The sequence below is a fragment of the Bradyrhizobium sp. UNPF46 genome (assembly GCF_006658625.1).
Taxonomy (GTDB): Bacteria; Pseudomonadota; Alphaproteobacteria; order Rhizobiales; family Xanthobacteraceae; genus Bradyrhizobium; species Bradyrhizobium nitroreducens.
In genome coordinates, this window is the sequence record NZ_LFJB01000133.1 from 1 (window position 1) to 16563 (window position 16563).

The window sequence follows — 16563 nt, forward strand, 5'->3', positions numbered from 1 at the left end:
GGAGTCCTCTTCAGAATCCATATCGCTGGACCGCGCAATACCACCCTCAAAACCACATGCGATTCCCCTGCCCTCCAGGGGAGGGTAAGATCCCCCAAGGTCAGAAATCCGGGAACCTTTCTCCCGGACCTGCATCCAATGTCCGGAACCAATGAAGGGGTACCCGCCATGCCAGCGACCGCAGCCGGCCTGTCCGCCGGCGCCAGGATATTAGAGGCCGAGCTGATCGACCGCGCGCGGCGCCGTGACGAGGCCGCGCTCCGCGAGATCATGCAGGCCAACAACCGCAGGCTCTATCGCCTCGCGCGCGGGATCTTGCGCAGCGACAGCGAGGCCGAGGACGTGGTGCAGGAAACCTATGTCCGCGCCTTCACCCATCTCGACGGCTTCCGCGGCGAGTCCGGGCTGTCGACATGGCTGTCGCGCATCGCCATCAACGAGGCGCTCGGCCGGGTGCGCAGCGCAAAGCCGCATGTCGCGCTCGGCGCGGTGGGCGAAGCGGCGCTCGAGGCGCAGATCATCAAATTTCCCGCTTCTCCCGCAGGCGATCCGGAAAGGACCATGGCCCAACGTGAAATCCAGCGCGTCGTCGAACGCGCCATCGACGAGTTGCCGGATGCGTTTCGCATGGTGTTCGTCGCGCGTGTCATGGAGGGCATGAACATCGAGGAGACCGCAGAACTGCTCGGCCTGAAGCCCGAGACCGTGAAGACGCGGTTGCATCGCGCCCGCGCCATGCTGCGCGAGAATGTCGAGAAGGAGATCGGTCCGGTGATGATGGACGCGTTTCCGTTCGCGGGCTGGCGCTGCGAGCGCCTGACCGAAGCGGTGCTGAAGCGGCTCGGCGTCGGCGGCTGAAATTTTTCGGGAACGTCCGCGAAGAATTCCCATCCAACTCCCGTGAAGCAACGCCGGCAAATGTCCGGCAGCACAGGAGTGTCAAACCATGTTCATCCGTTGGAGCGCCGCGCTCGCCGCGGCCATTTTGTTGTCGAGCCCCGCGCTGCAAGGCGCCTGCGCTGCCGACAAGCCGACCGATCCGCAGATCGCCCACATCGCCTACACGGCCGGGGTGATCGACATCAACGCCGCCAAGCAGGCGCAGAAGAAGGCGAAGAGCAAGGACGTCAAGGCGTTTGCCGAGGACATGCTGCGCGACCATGAAGCGGTCAACAAGCAGGCGCTCGCGCTGGTCAAGAAGCTGAATGTCACCCCTGAAGACAACGACACCAGCACGGCGCTGTCGAAGCAGGCGAGCGACAAGCTGGCCGAGCTCGACAAGCTGGACGGCGCCGCCTTCGACAAGGCCTATGTCGCCAACGAGGTCGCCTACCACAAGGCGGTCAACGGCGCGCTGGAGACCCAGCTGATTCCGTCGGCGAGCAATGCCGAGCTGAAGAGCCTGCTGCAGACCGGCCTGAAGATCTTCCAGGGCCATCAGCAGCACGCCGAGCACGTCGCGGCCGAGCTGAAATAGGGAGTGGTGGGATGCGGTCGGGACGGCTGTTTTCGATTTCCATCGCGCTTGTCGTCGCGGCCCTTGTCGTCCCGGCGCGCGCCGAGACGATCGAGATCACGATGGAGAACCTCGTGATCTCACCGGCCGAGATATCGGCCAAGGTCGGCGACACCATCACCTGGATCAACAAGGATGTCTTCGCCCACACCGCCACGGCGAAAAACGGCGACTTCGACGTGACGCTGCCGCCGAAAAAATCGGCGGCGTCAATTCTGAAGAAGGCGGGAACGATCGACTATTATTGCCGCTATCATCCCAACATGAAGGCGACGCTCAAGGTCGAGCCGTGAGGGAGAGAGCACGTTCCCGAGCGCGGCGGGAACATCTCCCGATGGCGACGAGACTAATGCTTGTCCGCTGCAAACGGCTTCCGTGCGATAAACGCGGCAGACTTTGCGGAGGCTTTCGCCAAATCCGTTCGCAAAGTCATTCATCCGTTGACTGGCCCCGCCCATGTGGCGGGGTCATTTTCGTGCAAGGCCTACTGCCTTGCGAGCGTGACCGAGAACTCGCCGTTGCGGATGCGGCCGGGAAATCCCTCGACGAACTTCGCCACCGCGTCCTCGCCATAGGTGCCGACGAGCTCGGCAAAGGCTGCAAACAGGCTCGCCTGCGCCAGGCAGTCGCCGTCGACGCCCTCATGGCGCGCTTCGGCCCAGGCCTCGTTGAGATAGCTCAGTGCGGCCTGTTTCTGCTCGTGATCGGGCAGCGGCGCGCGGTCGGGTGCGTAGGAAATCGGCTGGCTCATGAAACTCGATCAGGGCTGGGGCGCGATCCACGGCGATGCGCTGTGCGAGAGGTGTAGCACGCGTATTAACGACCGCTAGGCCACATCTTTAAGAACGGTTAACGGCTGTGAACAAAGTCGATGACAGGGTTCCCGTGGCTGTCATTCCGGGACGCGCCGACAGGCGCGGGCCCGGAATCCATCGGGCCGCGAAGACGATGGATGCATGGATTCTCAGGTGCGCAATTGCGCACCATAGTTCGCGCTGCGGCGCCCCGGAATGACGAGGAGAGAAATCAGTTCGCGTAGCGTGCCGTCAGATCCCGCGAGATCTTCGAGCCTTCCTCGATATACCGGCGGATCGCGACCGTCGCGGCGGGTGTGCAGCTCCGATAGGTCTGCTGAAAGCCGTTATAGCCGCGGTTGAAGCCGGCGATCATGCGGGTGCGACGCTCGCCGGAGGGGGTTTCGGCATCGATCAGCGCCTGCATCTCGTTGCGCCATTTGTTGCCCTCGTTGGCCCCGCAGATGCCGCGCAGATAGTGCAGGCCGCCGAGGATCTCCGCCAGGCGCTGCAAATCGGCGTCAAACGGCGCCGCCACGTCCTGGGCCCTGGCGGGCGCCGAGGCGCAGGCGAGAATCAGGGCAAAAATGGCCAGAAATCGCGTGGACATCGGCGGGGTGTATGCCTCCTCGGGGCTGACGACGCAAGGTAGGGGAGCCGGTGAGCCGGGCGGCTCGGGTCAGGCCCCAATCAGCCGCGCCGCGGACTGGATGACCTCCTCCAGCCCTCCGGTCAGCCTGAGGTCACCCAGGCCCGCCAAGGCGTCGGGCGCGATCCAGCGGTAGTCGTCGAGCTCGTCGTTGAGAGACGGCTCCCTGGCCACCCAGCGGGCGGCAAACGACATGATGAGGTAATGGCCGGCCCCGGGCGCGGCCGGCAGCACCTCGCGCCAGCCGGCAAGGCCGACGATCGCGATGTCGAGCCCGGTCTCCTCGTCGACCTCGCGGCTGAGGGCCTGGTGCAGCGATTCGCCGAACTCGACCCGGCCGCCGGGGAGCGAATAGAAGCCCTTGGCAGGCGAGCGGGCGCGGCGGGTCAGCAGCACCTTGCCGTCGCGGAAGATCGCGGCGCTGACGGCAAGCTGGGGGTGGCTGGGCTGGACGACTGAAGCCATTTTCTCAAAGGACCCGGTTCAGGACCTGTTCTTAAAGGATCTGGTTCAGTTCGCCATGATGGTGTCGACGTCGGCTTCGGCCCCGCCATGGATGATGCCGCCGCAGGCCGCGATCAGCGGCTTGACCCAGAGGGCGGCCTGCTCGGCGAGGCGGATGCGCGTGGTGTCCTTCTCGACCTCGCGCATGGCCGAGCCGACCGCGGTCAGGATCGAGGTCATGGTATCGGTGAGGTGGTCGAATTGGGCGCGGACGCTGGGATCGGCCTTCTCATAGGCCTCGATGGCGAGGTCGCGTGCCTTGAAATTCGACGCCGTGAAATGCTCGGCATAGGACAGCGGCGACCATGTCAAAAAATCTTCCGCGCATTCCGGCATGTCCGGAACCATTTCCAGCAGCATCACGGCTTCATTGAAATGGTTGAGATAGTCAGTGGCAAGCCCGGTCCGCGGGTTGATGTTGGCCACGCGCAGCCGTTCGGCCCAGGCTTGCGCCTCGGGGCCCGTCTGTACATGCGTCCGCGCGGGTTGCGAGGCCATTGAGCTCATCTGCCGCAGTGTTAACGTTCGGGGTTAAAAGGACCTGAACGGACCCTATATAGACGCCCTGGGATGTGTGGACGCTTCGTCATAACTTCGGCCCCCGCGGCTTTGCGGCAACTGTTCGGCTATGTCGAGCAGCCCAACTTCCCGCCCCGGTACAATGTCGCCCCGACACAACCGATTCCGGTCGTGCTGGTCGAGAACGGCGCCCGCCATTTCCGCCTGATGCGCTGGGGATTGCTGCCGGGCTGGGTCAAGGACCCCAAGGGCTTTACGCTCCTGATCAATGCCCGCTCCGAGACGGTGCTGGAGAAGCCCGCATTCAAGCGCGCGATACGCCGCCGCCGCGGCCTGATCCCGGCCGACGGCTATTATGAGTGGAAGTCGGAAGGCGGCCGCAAGCAACCCTTCTTCATTCACCGCGCCGACGGCGCGCCGCTCGGTTTCGCCGCATTGTTCGAAACCTGGGCCGGGCCGAACGGCGAGGAGCTCGACACGGTCGCGATCGTCACGGCCGCGGCGGGCGAGGATCTCGCGAGCTTGCATGACCGCGTGCCCGTCACCATCAGCGAGCGCGATTTCGAGCGCTGGCTCGACACCAGAGGCGACGAGATCGATGCGATCCTGCCGCTGATGAGGGCCCCGCGTATCGGCGAGTTCGCCTGGCACCCCGTCTCCACCCGCGTCAACCGCGTCGCCAATGACGACGAGCAGCTCGTGCTGCCGATCAGTGCGGCGGAGATGGAGGCGGAAGTGGAGGCGGTGAAGCCGAAGAAGGCGGTGCGGAAGGTTGCGGCCGGCCCGGCGGATGACGGTCAGGGCTCGTTGTTTTAGCTCGCGCCACTCACTCAGCTGTCGTCCCGGACAAGCGCGCCCCAAGCGCGCGCAGATCCGGGACCGATAACCCCAGGGAGAGGTTATAGCAGCAAGCTGCTCACCACGAGTCTTCGTCAAACGCAATCCTGTGGTGATGGGGCCCGGGTTCGCGCTACGCGCGCCCCGGGACGACGAGAAGAGTGTGGGGTGCTACCTTCACACGACCTCCCGCGCCCTCAAGCCCGCGATCTCTGCCGCATCGAACCCCAGCTCGTCCAGCACCGCATCCGTATCCGCGCCCAGCTCCGGCGCCATCCGGTCGAGCTTGCCGCCGCCATGAGCGAGCTTGAAACCGCTGCCGGCAAAGCGCAGGCGGCCGTAGGGCGTGTCCAGCTCCTGGATCGCGCCGCGCGCCTTGATTTGCGGATGGTCGATCACCTCCTCGACCTTCCAGATACTGGCACAGGGCGCCCCCGCGTCTTCCAGGATGGTCTCCCATTCGCGCGCCGGCTTTGCCGCGAGCGCCTCCTCGATGATCGCGCGCAATGCCGGCTCGTTCTCGTTGCGCGAGAACCAGTCCGCGAAGCGCGGATCGGACAACGTGTCCTCGCGGCCGAGCGCAGCCATCAGCGCGCGGTACTGCTTCTCGTTGTTGACGGCGAGCAGGATGTGGCCATCGCCGCATTTGAACAAATTCGCCGTGGTCCTGCGGCTCACCGCCTGGTTGCCGGAGAGCGTCTGGCGATGGCCGGCAACCGACCAGTCCGCGATCTGCCCCGACAGGAACGCCATCGTCGCCTCCAGCATGGAGACGTCAATGAGCTGCCCCTGGCCGGTGCGGTCACGCTGATACAGCGCGCTCGACACGCCGAACGCGGCGGTCGCGCCCGACAGCACGTCGCACACCGCAAAGCCGGCGCGCGTCGGCCCCGTCTCAGGATGTCCGGTGATCGCCATGATGCCCGACAGTGCCTGCATCTTGCCGTCATAGCCGGGCCGCAATCGATCCGGGCCGGTCTGGCCAAAACCTGACACCGCGCAATAGATCAGCTTCGGATTGATCGCCGAGAGCGCCTCGTAGCCGATGCCGAGCTTGTCCATCACGCCCGGGCGAAAGTTCTCCATGACGACGTCGACGCTCGCCGCGAGCTTCTTCACGATCGCGATCGCCTCGGGCTTCTGCAGATCGAGCGTCAGGCTGCGCTTATTGCCGTTGATGGCCTGGAACGCCGGGGCGAGCCCGCGCTCGGCCCATTCGCGGCTGAGCGGCGTGCGGCGCATGTCCTCGCCCTCGCGCCGCTCGACCTTGATGACGTCGGCGCCCAAGAGCGCGAGCTGATAGCTCGCATAGGGGCCGGCCAGCACTTGCGTGAAATCCAGGATCTTCACGCCCTCGAACGGTCGCGTCACGTCGCTCTCCCCCTTGTTTGTTCTTATTGGAAGACGTCAGGCGGCGCGGTTGCCGCGCGCGATCTCCTTCTGCTTGTCGAATTCGGCGCGGCGGCGCGCCAGCTCTTCCGGCGACAGCTGCGCGACGTTGTTGTAGTCGAGCTTCCAGGAGGCATCCTCGCTCCAGCGCAGCGGCGACTGCATCGTGGTCTGCGGGCCGCTCGCGGTCTCGAGCAGCAGAAGCGCCAACTCCAGGGTCTGCGCCTGCGAGGCGACGTCATGCGGCTTGCCGGCGGAGTTGCCGAGCGGGAAGTCCGAGAACAGGAAGCGCGGCACCGCGGCGTGCTCGATGATGTCCTTGGCGCAGCCCATCACCACGGTCGGAATGCCATTGGCCTCCAGATGCCGCGCCACCAGCGCGGTGGTCTGGTGGCAGACCGGGCAGTTCGGCACCAGCACCGCAACATCGACCTTGTCGGCCAGGCAGCGCGCCAGAATCTCCGGCGCGTCGGTGTCGAGCGTGACGCGGTGGCTGCGGTTGGTCGGCGCGCCGAAGAAGCGCGGGGCCACTTCGCCGATCCGGCCCGCCGCGCTCGCCTTCAACAGCTGCGGCAGCGGAAACCAGGTGCCGTTGTCGGTCGCCGAGGTGTGCTTGCGGTCGTAGCCGATATGCGAGATGCGAAGGTCGTGCTCCTTCGACGTGTCGCCGTCATAGACCTGATAAAACTTCGCGCCGCCATTATACGCCGCGCCCGGCCCCTGGTCGCCCTTGGCGGGATCGTAGGGCGCAGCCGTGGTGATGATCGTCACGCGCGACCTGGCCAGCGGCTTCTTCAGCGGCTGGAACGGCGCCGAGGTGTAATGCGCCCAGCGATACGGCGTGGTGTAGCCGATCGCCGCGTAATAATCGCGTGTGCGCTGCATGTAGGGGATGGGAGAATCATAGTCGGGCGCAAAGCCGAATTCATCGTCGCGCGGCGCGGACATGGGCGCGTCTCCTGGTTCTTGGTTGGAGCCAGACTAGAGATAGTTTTGGGGGCGCTCAATGGGGGGCGGGGAGACGCAGGTCAGAATTGCAGATGAGGATGATGCGGCATCGGCGGTGCCGCTTACCCTCCCCTGGAGGGGTCCGGGACGAGCGCAGCTCGTCCCGGACCCCTCCAGGGGAGGGTGAAGAGCGTCAGCTACCTGAACACGTGCAGCGCCGCGTATTGCAGCAGCATGATCGCCTTGGCGTCGATGATGCGGCCGTCGGCAATCATCGCCAGCGCCTCGTCGATCGAAAGCTCCAGCACCTCGATGTCCTCGCCCTCGTGCGCGAGGCCGCCGCCGTCGCTCACCCGCATCGAAGGCTCGTACTCGGCGACGAAGAAGTGCAGCTTCTCGGTGATGGCGCCCGGGCTCATGAAGGCCTCGAACACCTTGTGGACGTGGTGCAGGCGATAGCCGGTCTCTTCCTCCGCCTCGGCGCGGATGCGCTCCTCGGGCTCGACGTTGTCGAGCACGCCGGCGGCCGCCTCGATCAAGAGGTCGTCATAGCCGCGGATGAAGGCCGGCAGGCGGAACTGGCGCACCAGGATCACGGTGCGCCCAGCGAGATTGTAGGGCAGCACGGCAGCGGCGTTGTCGCGCTCATAGGTCTCACGGTGCTGCGTCTGCCATTCGCCGCTGGCGCGCCGGTACTCGAACGTCGTGGTCTTCAGCGTGGTCCAGCCGTCCGAAAGCACGCGGACGTCCTTGATGCGGACGCGGTCGGAAATGGTCATGAGATATCCCTAAGCTTTGCGGCACTCTATCTGGCCCTGAAGGCTTGCAGAAAGGCGCCGGCGCGGGCGCCTGCCACCCGCGACGCAAGCTCGGTCGTTCTTGATACGAGCTAGTGCACGAGTTCCGCAGCGACAACGGGCGATGGCTGCGTGTCGTCCGTTGCAGCCTCGTCGGCCAAGTCCGCCTTCGGCACGTCGGGCCACATCCACCACACGAACTGTGTGTACGGATCTTCGGCAATCTGATCAAGGATGAAACGGATCGAATCCTCGTCCAGCGCCAAGGCGTTGGCAAATGCCCGCAACTGGCGCTGCGCCGCTGCCTGGGCCAGCGACGGGCTTGGTTGGGGTTCGCCCTTCGCGGTCGCTTGTTCCTGAAGTTCGTCATAGGCCAGCAGCGTATCGTTCAGCGTCTTGACTTCGAACCCGCTGCGCAGTCCGTATTTTTGTACGATCTTCATCTGATCGTCGTCGAAGTACGATCTGACCATCGCCCGGCTGCAGCAGATCAGGATGAACGAGAAATCCATCCCGGACCGGATCGAGAGTGCGATCGGATCGGCATAGGCGAGCTGCACCAGGGTCTTCACGCCCTCGTCGATGAAGCGCTCGGCAACCGGCACGGTGACGCCGTCGACTTTCTTGAGCTGCTGAACGCCGTCTTCGCCGGTGTCTGCATCAAGTTTGAGCGGCACTGCGGCGGTACGGCGCATGAATTTGAGCACCGTATCGGTCGGAAAGGCGCCAACGAAGAAGGCCAGAGCGCCCGTGCTCAACGTGACCGTCGTGCCGGTCATGACGCCGGCAAACGCTGAGATGGCAAATCCGAATGGAAGCGAGATCAACAGACGCAACGTCGCGCGATTGATGTCCGAAGTCACGATGTCGTTCTGGCGCGCGCGGAATATGAGGTCGTAAGTGATCCACATATAGGCGCCGGCAAGCGACAAGATGGCGATCTTCGCAGTGCCCTCCTGCGCGCTTGCCCAATCATGCGTGAGCACCCACAAGACGCAAAAATAGGTGAAGACGAGCAACGTGATCGTGAGCAGGAGGATCGGAGCCGCGAACAAGTGCCGGCCATACCGCTTGTCGTACTCCTTCGCAAAGCCGTCATTGTCGGTGAAATCGCTCTCCGGACAAAAGGCCATCCTGTAGTAGCCGATCGACTGATTGGACAGGCGTGAGACGATCTGCCGCTTTCGTGCCGGCCAGCCGAACGACAGGTAATGACCGACCGGAATCAGGGGTAGCGACGCGATGATGCCCGTGGCGATCAGGGTGGTGTTCTGGAAATTGCTCATGAAACACCCGCGAGAAAAATGTCAAAGCAGTTACAAACTCGCCTCCGATGTTGCGCGCGACGCAGTTATAATGGCACGCGCGGCGACGCCTCATCCATGGTGCTGGAATGATTCATCAACTATAAGATGTGCGCAAGCGATTTCTTCCCGCGTGTGACCTGCAGCAGGCCCTACGGCGTCGGCTCCCGCCCGTCGAGCCACTTCTGGAACATCACCGAGGTGGATTCCTCGAACCCCAGCGAGTTGTAGAACGCATTGGCCTGTGCATTCTCGCGGCGGACGAGGAGCTGAAGCTTCGAAATTCCGGCCGCGCGCAGCCAGTCCTCCGCCGCCGCCATGATGACGCGGCCGAAGCCGCGCTTCCGGCTGTCAGGATCGACCGCGACGTAATAGACCCAGCCGCGATGGCCGTCATGGCCGACCATGACGGTCGCCGCGATCGCGCCGCCATCGCGGCCGACCAGCACGGTGGAATTGTCGCGCCGCCGCGCCAGCGCGATGTCGGCATGCGGATCGTTCCAGGGCCGGGTCAGGCCGCAGCGCTGCCACAGCGCGACGACGGTCTCGACATCGGCATCGGCGATGGTGTCGATCGCAAGCGCGCTCACAGCACCTTCCCCGGATTCATGATGCCGAGCGGATCGAGCATCGCCTTGATCGCGCGCATCAGCTCGATCGCGGTCTTGTCCTTCACCTCCGGCAGCTCGTCGCGCTTGAGCACGCCGATGCCGTGCTCGGCCGAGATCGAGCCGCCCATGCGCAGCACGATCTCGAACACCACCGCGTTCACATCATGCCAGCGCGCGAGGTAATCGGCGGTGTCGGCGCCAACAGGCTGGCTGACATTGTAATGCAGATTGCCGTCGCCGAGATGGCCGAACGGAACGGGGCGCGCGCCGGGAATCAGCTTGACCACGGCGGCGTTGGCTTCCTCGATGAACGCAGGCACCGCGGCGATCGGCACCGAAATGTCGTGCTTGATCGAGCCACCTTCGGGCTTCTGCGCCGCCGACATCTCCTCGCGCAGCTTCCAGAAATTGTTGCGCTGGGAAAGGCTGGCCGCGATCACGGCGTCGTCGACGATCTCCTCCTCCATGGCGCGGGCGAGGATCGTCTCCAGCGGGGTGCGGGCGTCATCGCCCGGCGAAGACAACTCCATCAGCACGTACCAGGGATGCTTCTCGCTGAGCGGATCGCGCACGTCGATGCCGTGCCGCACCGAGAAGTCCACCGCCATCTCCGACAGCAGCTCGAAACTCGTCAGCGCGTTGGCGGCCTCGCCTTGCGCGATCGTCAGCAGCTTGAGCGCCGCGGCCGGCGATTTCAGCCCGACATAGGCGGTCTCGACCGAGCGCGGCTTCGGAAACAGCCTCAAGGTCGCCGCGGTGATGATGCCGAGCGTGCCTTCGGCGCCGATGAAGAGGTTGTGCAGATTGTAGCCGGTGTTGTCCTTCTTCAGCTTCGACAGCACGTTGAGCACACGCCCGTCGGCGAGCACGACCTCGAGCCCCAGCGCCATCTCGCGCGCCACGCCATAGGCGAGCGCGGCGGTGCCGCCGGCATTGGTGGAGAGGTTGCCGCCGATGGTGCAGCTGCCTTCCGCGCCCAGCGACAGCGGAAACAGTCGGTCCACGTCGGAGGCCTTCGCTTGCGCGATCTGCAGCACCACGCCGGCCTCGCACGTCATGGTGTTGGAGGCGGTGTCGACCTCGCGGATCTTGTCGAGCCGCCGCAGCGACACCACGACCTCGCCGTTGTGCGGCGTCTGCCCGCCGACCAGCCCGGTATTGCCGCCCTGCGGCACCAGCGCGATCCTGTGCGCGGAGGCGAGCTTGCAGATGGCCGAGACCTCCGCCGTCGAGCCCGGGCGCAGCACCAGCGGCGAGCGGCCGTGGAACAGGTTGCGCTCCTCGGTGACGTAAGGCTGGATGTCGCTCGCGTCGGTGATCGCGTGCTTGTCGCCGACGATCTCACGGAATTGCGCGATCAGCTCGGGGGCAAGCGGAGGCGTGGCGGGTTGATTGATGTTCATTGTCTTGTCTCTTCTTCCACTCTCATCTCGCCACGGCAGCCCGGCGCAGCCGGTCGTTGATCGCTTCGCCCAGGCCGTCTTCCGGAATGGTCATCACCGCGATCGCCCGCGGGCCCTTCGCATCCAGCTCGCGAAGATAGCCGAACAGGTTGGCGGCGGCTTCATCGAGATCGCCGGTGGGCGACAGATTCATGACGGCGGTGGCGACCTCCATTCCGGGCAGGTGCGCTGGTCCGAATGCCAGCAGCGCTTCGTCGGGTGCAACCTCCTGTGCGCGCAGGCGCACGGCAGCGCGCGGCGCGTAATGCGAGGCCAGCATGCCCGGCGCCAGCGGCTGGCTGTCACAGCTCTCGGCCTCCATTGGGGGGCGCGACAGCGGCGCGCCCAGCACGGCTTCGATTCTTTCGCGCGACAGCCCGCCGGGCCGCAGCAGCATCGGGGCGTTGAAGCAGCCGACGATGGTCGATTCGACGCCGACCGTGACAGGCCCGCCATCGACGATCAGGTCGATCCGGCCCGACAAGTCGCTTTCGACATGGGCCGCCAGCGTCGGCGAGACGTGACCGGAGATGTTGGCGGACGGCGCCACCACCGCCCCGCCGAAGGCGCGCAGGATCGCCTGCGCGACCGGGTGGGCGGGAATGCGGATCGCGACCGTGTCGAGGCCCGCGGTCGCGAGCTCCGCCACCGGGCAGCCCTCCGTCTTCGGCACCACCAGCGTCAGCGGCCCCGGCCAGAACGCCTCGGCCAGCCTCAAGGCGCGCGCGTCGAACCGCCCGATCCGCAGGGCGGCGGCGATATCAGGCACATGGGCGATCAGCGGATTGAAGGCCGGCCGCCCCTTGGCGGCGTAGAGATGGGCGATCGCCGCGGCATTGGCGGCGTCGGCGCCAAGCCCGTAGACCGTCTCGGTCGGAAACGCGACCAGCCCGCCGGCGGCCAAGGTCCGGGCGGCAGCCTCCGCGCCGGCCGTGCCGGCCGGTAAAATCAGCGTTTCAACACCCGTTTTCACAGGGACAAAATTCCTCATCTCGGCCGCTTGCGGTGCGCCAAACCCGACGCTATAAGCCGGCCTCTTGTCGGAGTGTGGCTCAGCCCGGTAGAGCACTGCGTTCGGGACGCAGGGGTCGCAGGTTCGAATCCTGCCACTCCGACCATTCTTCCAAAAGTCGACGTTTTCCAGAGGCTTGGCAGACCGGCCGCCAGCGCCTCGGAACGCCTTTTTGCAACGATTTCACCATCGGGTCCACGGCCGATTTGGCGGGGCAGGGCGGCCTGTTCCGGGGGCATGGCTCTTGGTCAGGAGGATCTGCCCGGCCGAGGTTCGAACGAAATCACCACCCGCTTGGCCCTGATCCGGCCGTGCACGCCATAGCTTGACTCAAAGCTGAGCGTCGTGCCGCCGGGATCGATCTCGATGTCGAGCCCGAACATGATGCCGGCTTCCATGAAGTCGGACAGCTGGACCTCGATCAGCTCAAAAATCGTAAACGTGACGTCGACATGCTTGGTCAGCACGAAATAGCCGCGCGCATCGACCTCTGACGTCATCTCAAATGCCTGGGCGACAAGTCGGCCGGGCGCTCCTTGGCGAAGCTCCAGCTCCCGCAATGTCGCATCGTGGAACGAGGGGACACCCTCGAACCAGGCGCACAGCGCTGCACCGCCTTCCAGTTCGTCAATCGCTGCCTTCGCCATCGAGGATATCTCGCGCCCAGATCCGGTGCGCAGGCTATCGGGATTTCGATGACGGTGCATCTCCGCGGCGGGGGCATCGTCGAGGCCTTGCGCGTGACCCAATCCCTGTACTCGAGATGATCGGTTGCCATCCGCTCAGGCCGACGGCTAGATGAGCGCCTAGACGGTTGCGCGTTCGAGGGCGCGATCGGCCAATAACAAGAAGCAGGGTCGGAAATCATGAACAGGACAATCGTCGCGCTCGTTGCAGCGTTGGGCTTTGCTGCTTGCGGCCCGGCATGGGCGGGGTGGCCTGAAGACAAGCCGATCGAAGTCGTGGTCGGCTTCGCACCGGGCGGCGGGACCGACGTCATGGCCCGGAAGCTGCTCCCGTTCGTCGAACGCACGTTGGACGGCAAGGCCAAGTTCGTCGTCCTGAACAAGCCCGGCGCGGGTGGCGAGATCGCCTTTGCCTCGATCGCGCGTGCCGCGCCCGACGCCTATTTGATCGGCGTGGTCAACGTACCCGGCTATAACTTCCTGCCGATGACCCGCAAGACCCAATACAGCACGGACGACATCCGGCTGGTCGCCCGCGCCGTCGAGGATCCCAACGTGGTCGTGGTGCCCGCGGACAGCCGGTTCAACAACCTGCAGGATGTGGTTGCCGCGTTGCGCGACAAGCCCGGCTCGGTGACGTTCGGCCACAATGGCGCCGGCACCAACGGTCATCTGGCTATTCGCATGCTCGCGGCCGCCGCGAAGGTGGAGCCCAACGAGATCTCCTACAGGGGGACGGCGGCGCAGCGGACCGATCTGTTGGGGGCGCATCTCGACATCGGAATGATCACTCTGAGCGAGATCCCCGAATTGCATGGCGGCGCCAAAGGCCCGCTTCGCGTCCTCGCGATCCTCTCGAAGAAGCGGTTTGCAGCACTGCCCGACGTTCCCACTGCCGAGGAGGCAGGCTTCGCAGTTATTTCGACGGCCGAACGCGGCTTCGCGGTCCCCAAGGGCGTTCCGGATGACGTCGTCAAAAGACTGGAAGCCGCGATCGCCGAAGGCTTGCGCAATCCGGAATATCTGACGGGTTCGCCCGGCGATGAGCCGGTGATCGCCTTCCTCCCCGGCGCGGAATGGCAGAAGCGACTCGACGAGATGTCAGCGGCGCTGCGTCCTTTCGCCGAGCAGATGAAGGCAGCAGAACAGAAGTGATCCCGCCGTTGCGCGGCTCTGGCGCGGCTACCGCCGCGCCACCACCACACCCACCATAAACGCCACCATCAGCGCCGGCAGCGGGGCCTCGCGCACCATGCCGCGCACGATGTCCGGCCAATGCTGTTCCGGCACCAGTCTCGGTGATCGCACCTTCGGCGCCGGTTCGATGCCCCAGTGTGAGGCGAGCTCGGCGACTTCGCTCGATGCCAGGCGCACCCCATCGCGGACGCGGAAGATGGCCGACTCGGATCGTTCGCGCGGCGCGAGCTGCATCAGCGTCGCGATCGCGGTGCGCAACGTCATCTCGCCAAAGCCTTGCAGCCGTACCTGCTCCTCCGGATCGGACGTCATGCAAAATCCCTCACAGCGCGAAATGGCGCGCGAGGGCGAAGGCGGCCGTCGCGCACAGGACCAGCGTGGACACCGCGCCGGCCACGCCGCGTGCGAGATCGGTTCGCGTCAGGTGCCTGGTCATGATCGTGCTCCATGCTCTGCATGGAAATGGCGTCGGTGGATCTTGGTTCCAGCGCCGGACGCGAATCGACGAGTTCATCGGATGGGTAGAGCCCTTGCGAAACCCATCACCATCGTCTCCGCGAGACGGATCGACGGGTTTCGCTTGCTCTACCCATCCTACGAGCCACCCATCGGCTCGCCGTGTGCTGATTATTTCCGCAGCAACTCGCTCAAGGCCGCCGTCGCCTCGGCGCAGCGGATGTCGTCGATCTCGCGCGACAGGCTGAGCGCGCTGGCCTTGAGCTCTTCGAGCTTCCAGCTCGAAGGATGCTGGCTTTCGAGCTGACCGAGACGCTTGTTGAGGTCGTCCAGTCTCGATTGGAGCTGCCCGATGCTGGCATCCCCATTCACTTTCCAAACGCGTTGTGCACGCATCGTCGTTCCCCTGATAGTCTCACGGCCTTGTGAGAGGGGTTCGTGGCCGTAATGGGAGTTTGTTTTGTCCGGCTTCAGACCGTGGGGAACCGTTGCATATCCGCAACGAAGTTCCCCGGGATCTTCCGCGAGCAAGCATGAGACCCTGCACGATGATACCCATCGCAGGAATTTCGGGCACGAAACTTGATTGTGTCCCGCCACGACGATGGGGCGAAGTGGCCCTGGGCGCGCGGTGCGCCGCTCGATAGGCTCTGGGCCGGAGCGCACTCCGGACAATGAGGGAATGACGCGTGGCAAGATTTGTGACTGTTGCAGCCGGCCAGCTTGGCCCGATCGCGAGGACCGAGAGCAGGACTGACGTGGTGGCCCGCCTGATGGGCCTGATGCGCGAGGCGAAGGCGTGCGGCTGCGACCTGATCGTCTATCCCGAGCTTGCGCTGACGACGTTTTTCCCGCGCTGGTATTTCGAGGATCAGGCCGAGATCGACAGCTTCTTCGAGCGCGAGATGCCGGGTGAGGAGACGCAGGCCCTGTTCGATCTCGGCCGCGAGCTTGGGATCGGGTTCTGTCTCGGCTATGCAGAGCTGACGGTCGAGGCCGGACGTGTCCGTCGCTACAATACGTCCATTCTCGTGGATAAGAGCGGGGCGATCGTCTCGAAATATCGCAAGGTTCATCTGCCCGGTCATGCCGAGCATGAGCCCTGGCGGAAATTTCAGCATCTGGAAAAGCGCTATTTCGAGCCGGGCCGTGGCTTCGGCGTCACCAGCGCCTTCGGCGGCGTGATGGGCATGGCGATCTGCAACGACCGCCGCTGGAGCGAGACCTATCGGGTGATGGGCCTGCAGGGCGTCGAGATGGTGATGATCGGCTACAACACGCCGGTGCACAATCCGCCCGCGCCCGAGCATGACGATCTTTCGCTGTTCCACAATCATCTCGTCATGCAGTCCGGCGCCTATCAGAACGGCACCTTCGTGGTCGGCGTCGCCAAGGCCGGCGTCGAGGAGGGCGTGGACCACATCGGCGGCAGCTGCATCATCGCGCCCTCCGGCGAGATCATCGCGCGATGCACCACCAAGGGCGACGAGCTCGCGCTCGCCCGTTGCGATCTCGATCTCTGCAATTCCTACAAGCGCACCACCTTCAATTTCGACGTCCACCGCCAGCCCCACGCCTATGGGATGATCGTGGAGCGGAAGGGCGTGACGACGATGGCGGATGGCACGGCGGTGTTGTGAACGTTTGTAGCCCGGATGGAGCGGAGCGTAATCCGGGGCCTTCGTGCCGGCCGCACCGTCCCGGATTGCGCTCCGCTCCATCCGGGCTATGGGACCGTGCCTGTGTCGGTCTCTGTCAATCCACGCGCGCAAAAATATTCCACTTTACCGAAATTCGGTTTTATCGTATGTGTCGCCCATCCCGGCTCACCCAAGAGGGGCGACTTGTGGTCGTCATGTTCGCGAGCCGGGGTTGCGGTGGACGCGGCAGCGTCGGCACGAG

The 16563-nt window shown here is 64.9% G+C and carries 20 protein-coding genes and 1 tRNA gene; 7 read left to right on the forward strand and 14 right to left on the reverse strand.

Annotated elements, in window-relative coordinates:
* The first annotated feature begins 168 nt into the window (after positions 1 to 168).
* The 3 genes from UNPF46_RS36950 to UNPF46_RS36960 all read left to right on the forward strand — a co-directional run bounded on the left by UNPF46_RS36950 (position 169) and on the right by UNPF46_RS36960 (position 1809).
* Positions 169 to 858 carry an RNA polymerase sigma factor gene (locus tag UNPF46_RS36950; protein ID WP_181770280.1) on the forward strand — a complete coding sequence of 230 codons (690 nt, stop codon included), beginning with the start codon at positions 169 to 171 and terminating at the stop codon, positions 856 to 858.
* An 88-nt stretch (positions 859 to 946) separates the two neighbouring features.
* Complete coding sequence (locus tag UNPF46_RS36955; protein WP_142253308.1) at positions 947 to 1477, forward strand: DUF4142 domain-containing protein; 531 nt, start codon at positions 947 to 949, stop codon at positions 1475 to 1477.
* Between the two features lie 11 nt (positions 1478 to 1488).
* Positions 1489 to 1809, forward strand: a complete 321-nt coding sequence (locus UNPF46_RS36960; protein ID WP_142253309.1) for a cupredoxin domain-containing protein — start codon at positions 1489 to 1491, stop codon at positions 1807 to 1809.
* Between the two features lie 191 nt (positions 1810 to 2000).
* Here the strand turns inward: UNPF46_RS36960 and UNPF46_RS36965 are convergent, their stop codons facing one another.
* The 4 genes from UNPF46_RS36965 to UNPF46_RS36980 all read right to left on the reverse strand — a co-directional run bounded on the left by UNPF46_RS36965 (position 2001) and on the right by UNPF46_RS36980 (position 3970).
* Positions 2001 to 2267: a hypothetical protein gene (locus UNPF46_RS36965; protein WP_018323382.1), complete on the reverse strand. Its 267-nt coding sequence runs from the start codon at positions 2265 to 2267 to the stop codon at positions 2001 to 2003.
* Positions 2268 to 2542: 275 nt separating this feature from the next.
* Positions 2543 to 2920, reverse strand: a complete 378-nt coding sequence (locus tag UNPF46_RS36970) for a TIGR02301 family protein (protein WP_100176238.1) — start codon at positions 2918 to 2920, stop codon at positions 2543 to 2545.
* Between the two features lie 69 nt (positions 2921 to 2989).
* Positions 2990 to 3424 carry an NUDIX hydrolase gene (locus UNPF46_RS36975; protein WP_100176237.1) on the reverse strand — a complete coding sequence of 145 codons (435 nt, stop codon included), beginning with the start codon at positions 3422 to 3424 and terminating at the stop codon, positions 2990 to 2992.
* Between the two features lie 45 nt (positions 3425 to 3469).
* Positions 3470 to 3970 carry a hypothetical protein gene (locus tag UNPF46_RS36980; protein WP_100176236.1) on the reverse strand — a complete coding sequence of 167 codons (501 nt, stop codon included), beginning with the start codon at positions 3968 to 3970 and terminating at the stop codon, positions 3470 to 3472.
* A gap of 63 nt (positions 3971 to 4033) precedes the next feature.
* Here UNPF46_RS36980 and UNPF46_RS36985 point away from each other — a divergent pair, with 63 nt between their 5' ends.
* Positions 4034 to 4798 carry an SOS response-associated peptidase gene (locus UNPF46_RS36985; RefSeq protein ID WP_100176235.1) on the forward strand — a complete coding sequence of 255 codons (765 nt, stop codon included), beginning with the start codon at positions 4034 to 4036 and terminating at the stop codon, positions 4796 to 4798.
* Between the two features lie 198 nt (positions 4799 to 4996).
* Here UNPF46_RS36985 and UNPF46_RS36990 read toward each other — a convergent pair whose 3' ends face one another.
* From UNPF46_RS36990 to UNPF46_RS37020, 7 genes are all read right to left on the reverse strand, one after another.
* The gene (locus tag UNPF46_RS36990) at positions 4997 to 6190 is read right to left on the reverse strand and encodes a CaiB/BaiF CoA transferase family protein (RefSeq protein WP_142253310.1); all 1194 of its coding nucleotides are present in this window, start codon (positions 6188 to 6190) and stop codon (positions 4997 to 4999) included.
* A gap of 36 nt (positions 6191 to 6226) precedes the next feature.
* Positions 6227 to 7156 (reverse strand): glycine reductase, encoded by a 930-nt coding sequence (locus UNPF46_RS36995; protein WP_100176233.1) that lies wholly within the window; start codon positions 7154 to 7156, stop codon positions 6227 to 6229.
* A gap of 197 nt (positions 7157 to 7353) precedes the next feature.
* The gene (locus UNPF46_RS37000; RefSeq protein WP_100176232.1) at positions 7354 to 7935 is read right to left on the reverse strand and encodes an NUDIX hydrolase; all 582 of its coding nucleotides are present in this window, start codon (positions 7933 to 7935) and stop codon (positions 7354 to 7356) included.
* 110 nt (positions 7936 to 8045) lie between these two features.
* Positions 8046 to 9239 (reverse strand): hypothetical protein, encoded by a 1194-nt coding sequence (locus tag UNPF46_RS37005; RefSeq protein ID WP_100176231.1) that lies wholly within the window; start codon positions 9237 to 9239, stop codon positions 8046 to 8048.
* Between the two features lie 170 nt (positions 9240 to 9409).
* Entirely contained in the window at positions 9410 to 9847 is a 438-nt protein-coding gene (locus UNPF46_RS37010; RefSeq protein ID WP_142253311.1) for a GNAT family acetyltransferase, read from the reverse strand.
* Positions 9844 to 11271, reverse strand: a complete 1428-nt coding sequence (locus UNPF46_RS37015; protein ID WP_142253312.1) for an FAD-binding oxidoreductase — start codon at positions 11269 to 11271, stop codon at positions 9844 to 9846. Before UNPF46_RS37015 ends, UNPF46_RS37010 begins: the two co-directional genes overlap by 4 nt.
* Positions 11272 to 11293: 22 nt before the next feature.
* A complete protein-coding gene (locus UNPF46_RS37020; RefSeq protein ID WP_142253313.1) occupies positions 11294 to 12283 on the reverse strand; it encodes an L-threonylcarbamoyladenylate synthase in 990 nt (329 codons plus the stop codon).
* 68 nt (positions 12284 to 12351) lie between these two features.
* Here UNPF46_RS37020 and UNPF46_RS37025 point away from each other — a divergent pair.
* Positions 12352 to 12428 (forward strand) — tRNA-Pro (locus tag UNPF46_RS37025).
* Positions 12429 to 12570: 142 nt separating this feature from the next.
* Here UNPF46_RS37025 and UNPF46_RS37030 read toward each other — a convergent pair.
* Positions 12571 to 12969 (reverse strand): hypothetical protein, encoded by a 399-nt coding sequence (locus UNPF46_RS37030; protein ID WP_100176167.1) that lies wholly within the window; start codon positions 12967 to 12969, stop codon positions 12571 to 12573.
* Between the two features lie 219 nt (positions 12970 to 13188).
* On the opposite strand from UNPF46_RS37030, the gene UNPF46_RS37035 reads away from it, so the two are divergent.
* Positions 13189 to 14163, forward strand: a complete 975-nt coding sequence (locus UNPF46_RS37035; protein WP_142253314.1) for a tripartite tricarboxylate transporter substrate binding protein — start codon at positions 13189 to 13191, stop codon at positions 14161 to 14163.
* Between the two features lie 27 nt (positions 14164 to 14190).
* Here the strand turns inward: UNPF46_RS37035 and UNPF46_RS37040 are convergent, their stop codons facing one another.
* The gene (locus UNPF46_RS37040; RefSeq protein ID WP_142253315.1) at positions 14191 to 14517 is read right to left on the reverse strand and encodes a hypothetical protein; all 327 of its coding nucleotides are present in this window, start codon (positions 14515 to 14517) and stop codon (positions 14191 to 14193) included.
* 315 nt (positions 14518 to 14832) lie between these two features.
* Positions 14833 to 15057, reverse strand: coding sequence for a hypothetical protein (locus tag UNPF46_RS37045; RefSeq protein ID WP_142253316.1), 225 nt, complete (start codon positions 15055 to 15057; stop codon positions 14833 to 14835).
* A gap of 293 nt (positions 15058 to 15350) precedes the next feature.
* Here UNPF46_RS37045 and UNPF46_RS37050 point away from each other — a divergent pair, with 293 nt between their 5' ends.
* Positions 15351 to 16301, forward strand: a complete 951-nt coding sequence (locus UNPF46_RS37050; protein WP_142253317.1) for an N-carbamoyl-D-amino-acid hydrolase — start codon at positions 15351 to 15353, stop codon at positions 16299 to 16301.
* The last annotated feature ends 262 nt before the right edge of the window (positions 16302 to 16563 follow it).

Bases quoted from the DNA above. Each gene is read 5' to 3' on its own strand.
- UNPF46_RS36995 (WP_100176233.1), bottom strand. From the start codon at position 7,156: ATGTCCGCGCCGCGCGACGATGAATTCGGCTTTGCGCCCGACTATGAT.
- UNPF46_RS37040 (WP_142253315.1), bottom strand. From the start codon at position 14,517: ATGACGTCCGATCCGGAGGAGCAGGTACGGCTGCAAGGCTTTGGCGAG.
- UNPF46_RS36955 (WP_142253308.1), top strand. From the start codon at position 947: ATGTTCATCCGTTGGAGCGCCGCGCTCGCCGCGGCCATTTTGTTGTCG.
- UNPF46_RS36975 (WP_100176237.1), bottom strand. From the start codon at position 3,424: ATGGCTTCAGTCGTCCAGCCCAGCCACCCCCAGCTTGCCGTCAGCGCC.
- UNPF46_RS36965 (WP_018323382.1), bottom strand. From the start codon at position 2,267: ATGAGCCAGCCGATTTCCTACGCACCCGACCGCGCGCCGCTGCCCGAT.
- UNPF46_RS37015 (WP_142253312.1), bottom strand. From the start codon at position 11,271: ATGAACATCAATCAACCCGCCACGCCTCCGCTTGCCCCCGAGCTGATC.
- UNPF46_RS36970 (WP_100176238.1), bottom strand. From the start codon at position 2,920: ATGTCCACGCGATTTCTGGCCATTTTTGCCCTGATTCTCGCCTGCGCC.
- UNPF46_RS36950 (WP_181770280.1), top strand. From the start codon at position 169: ATGCCAGCGACCGCAGCCGGCCTGTCCGCCGGCGCCAGGATATTAGAG.
- UNPF46_RS37000 (WP_100176232.1), bottom strand. From the start codon at position 7,935: ATGACCATTTCCGACCGCGTCCGCATCAAGGACGTCCGCGTGCTTTCG.
- UNPF46_RS36960 (WP_142253309.1), top strand. From the start codon at position 1,489: ATGCGGTCGGGACGGCTGTTTTCGATTTCCATCGCGCTTGTCGTCGCG.
- UNPF46_RS37005 (WP_100176231.1), bottom strand. From the start codon at position 9,239: ATGAGCAATTTCCAGAACACCACCCTGATCGCCACGGGCATCATCGCG.
- UNPF46_RS37045 (WP_142253316.1), bottom strand. From the start codon at position 15,057: ATGCGTGCACAACGCGTTTGGAAAGTGAATGGGGATGCCAGCATCGGG.
- UNPF46_RS37035 (WP_142253314.1), top strand. From the start codon at position 13,189: ATGAACAGGACAATCGTCGCGCTCGTTGCAGCGTTGGGCTTTGCTGCT.
- UNPF46_RS36985 (WP_100176235.1), top strand. From the start codon at position 4,034: ATGTGTGGACGCTTCGTCATAACTTCGGCCCCCGCGGCTTTGCGGCAA.
- UNPF46_RS36980 (WP_100176236.1), bottom strand. From the start codon at position 3,970: ATGAGCTCAATGGCCTCGCAACCCGCGCGGACGCATGTACAGACGGGC.
- UNPF46_RS37030 (WP_100176167.1), bottom strand. From the start codon at position 12,969: ATGGCGAAGGCAGCGATTGACGAACTGGAAGGCGGTGCAGCGCTGTGC.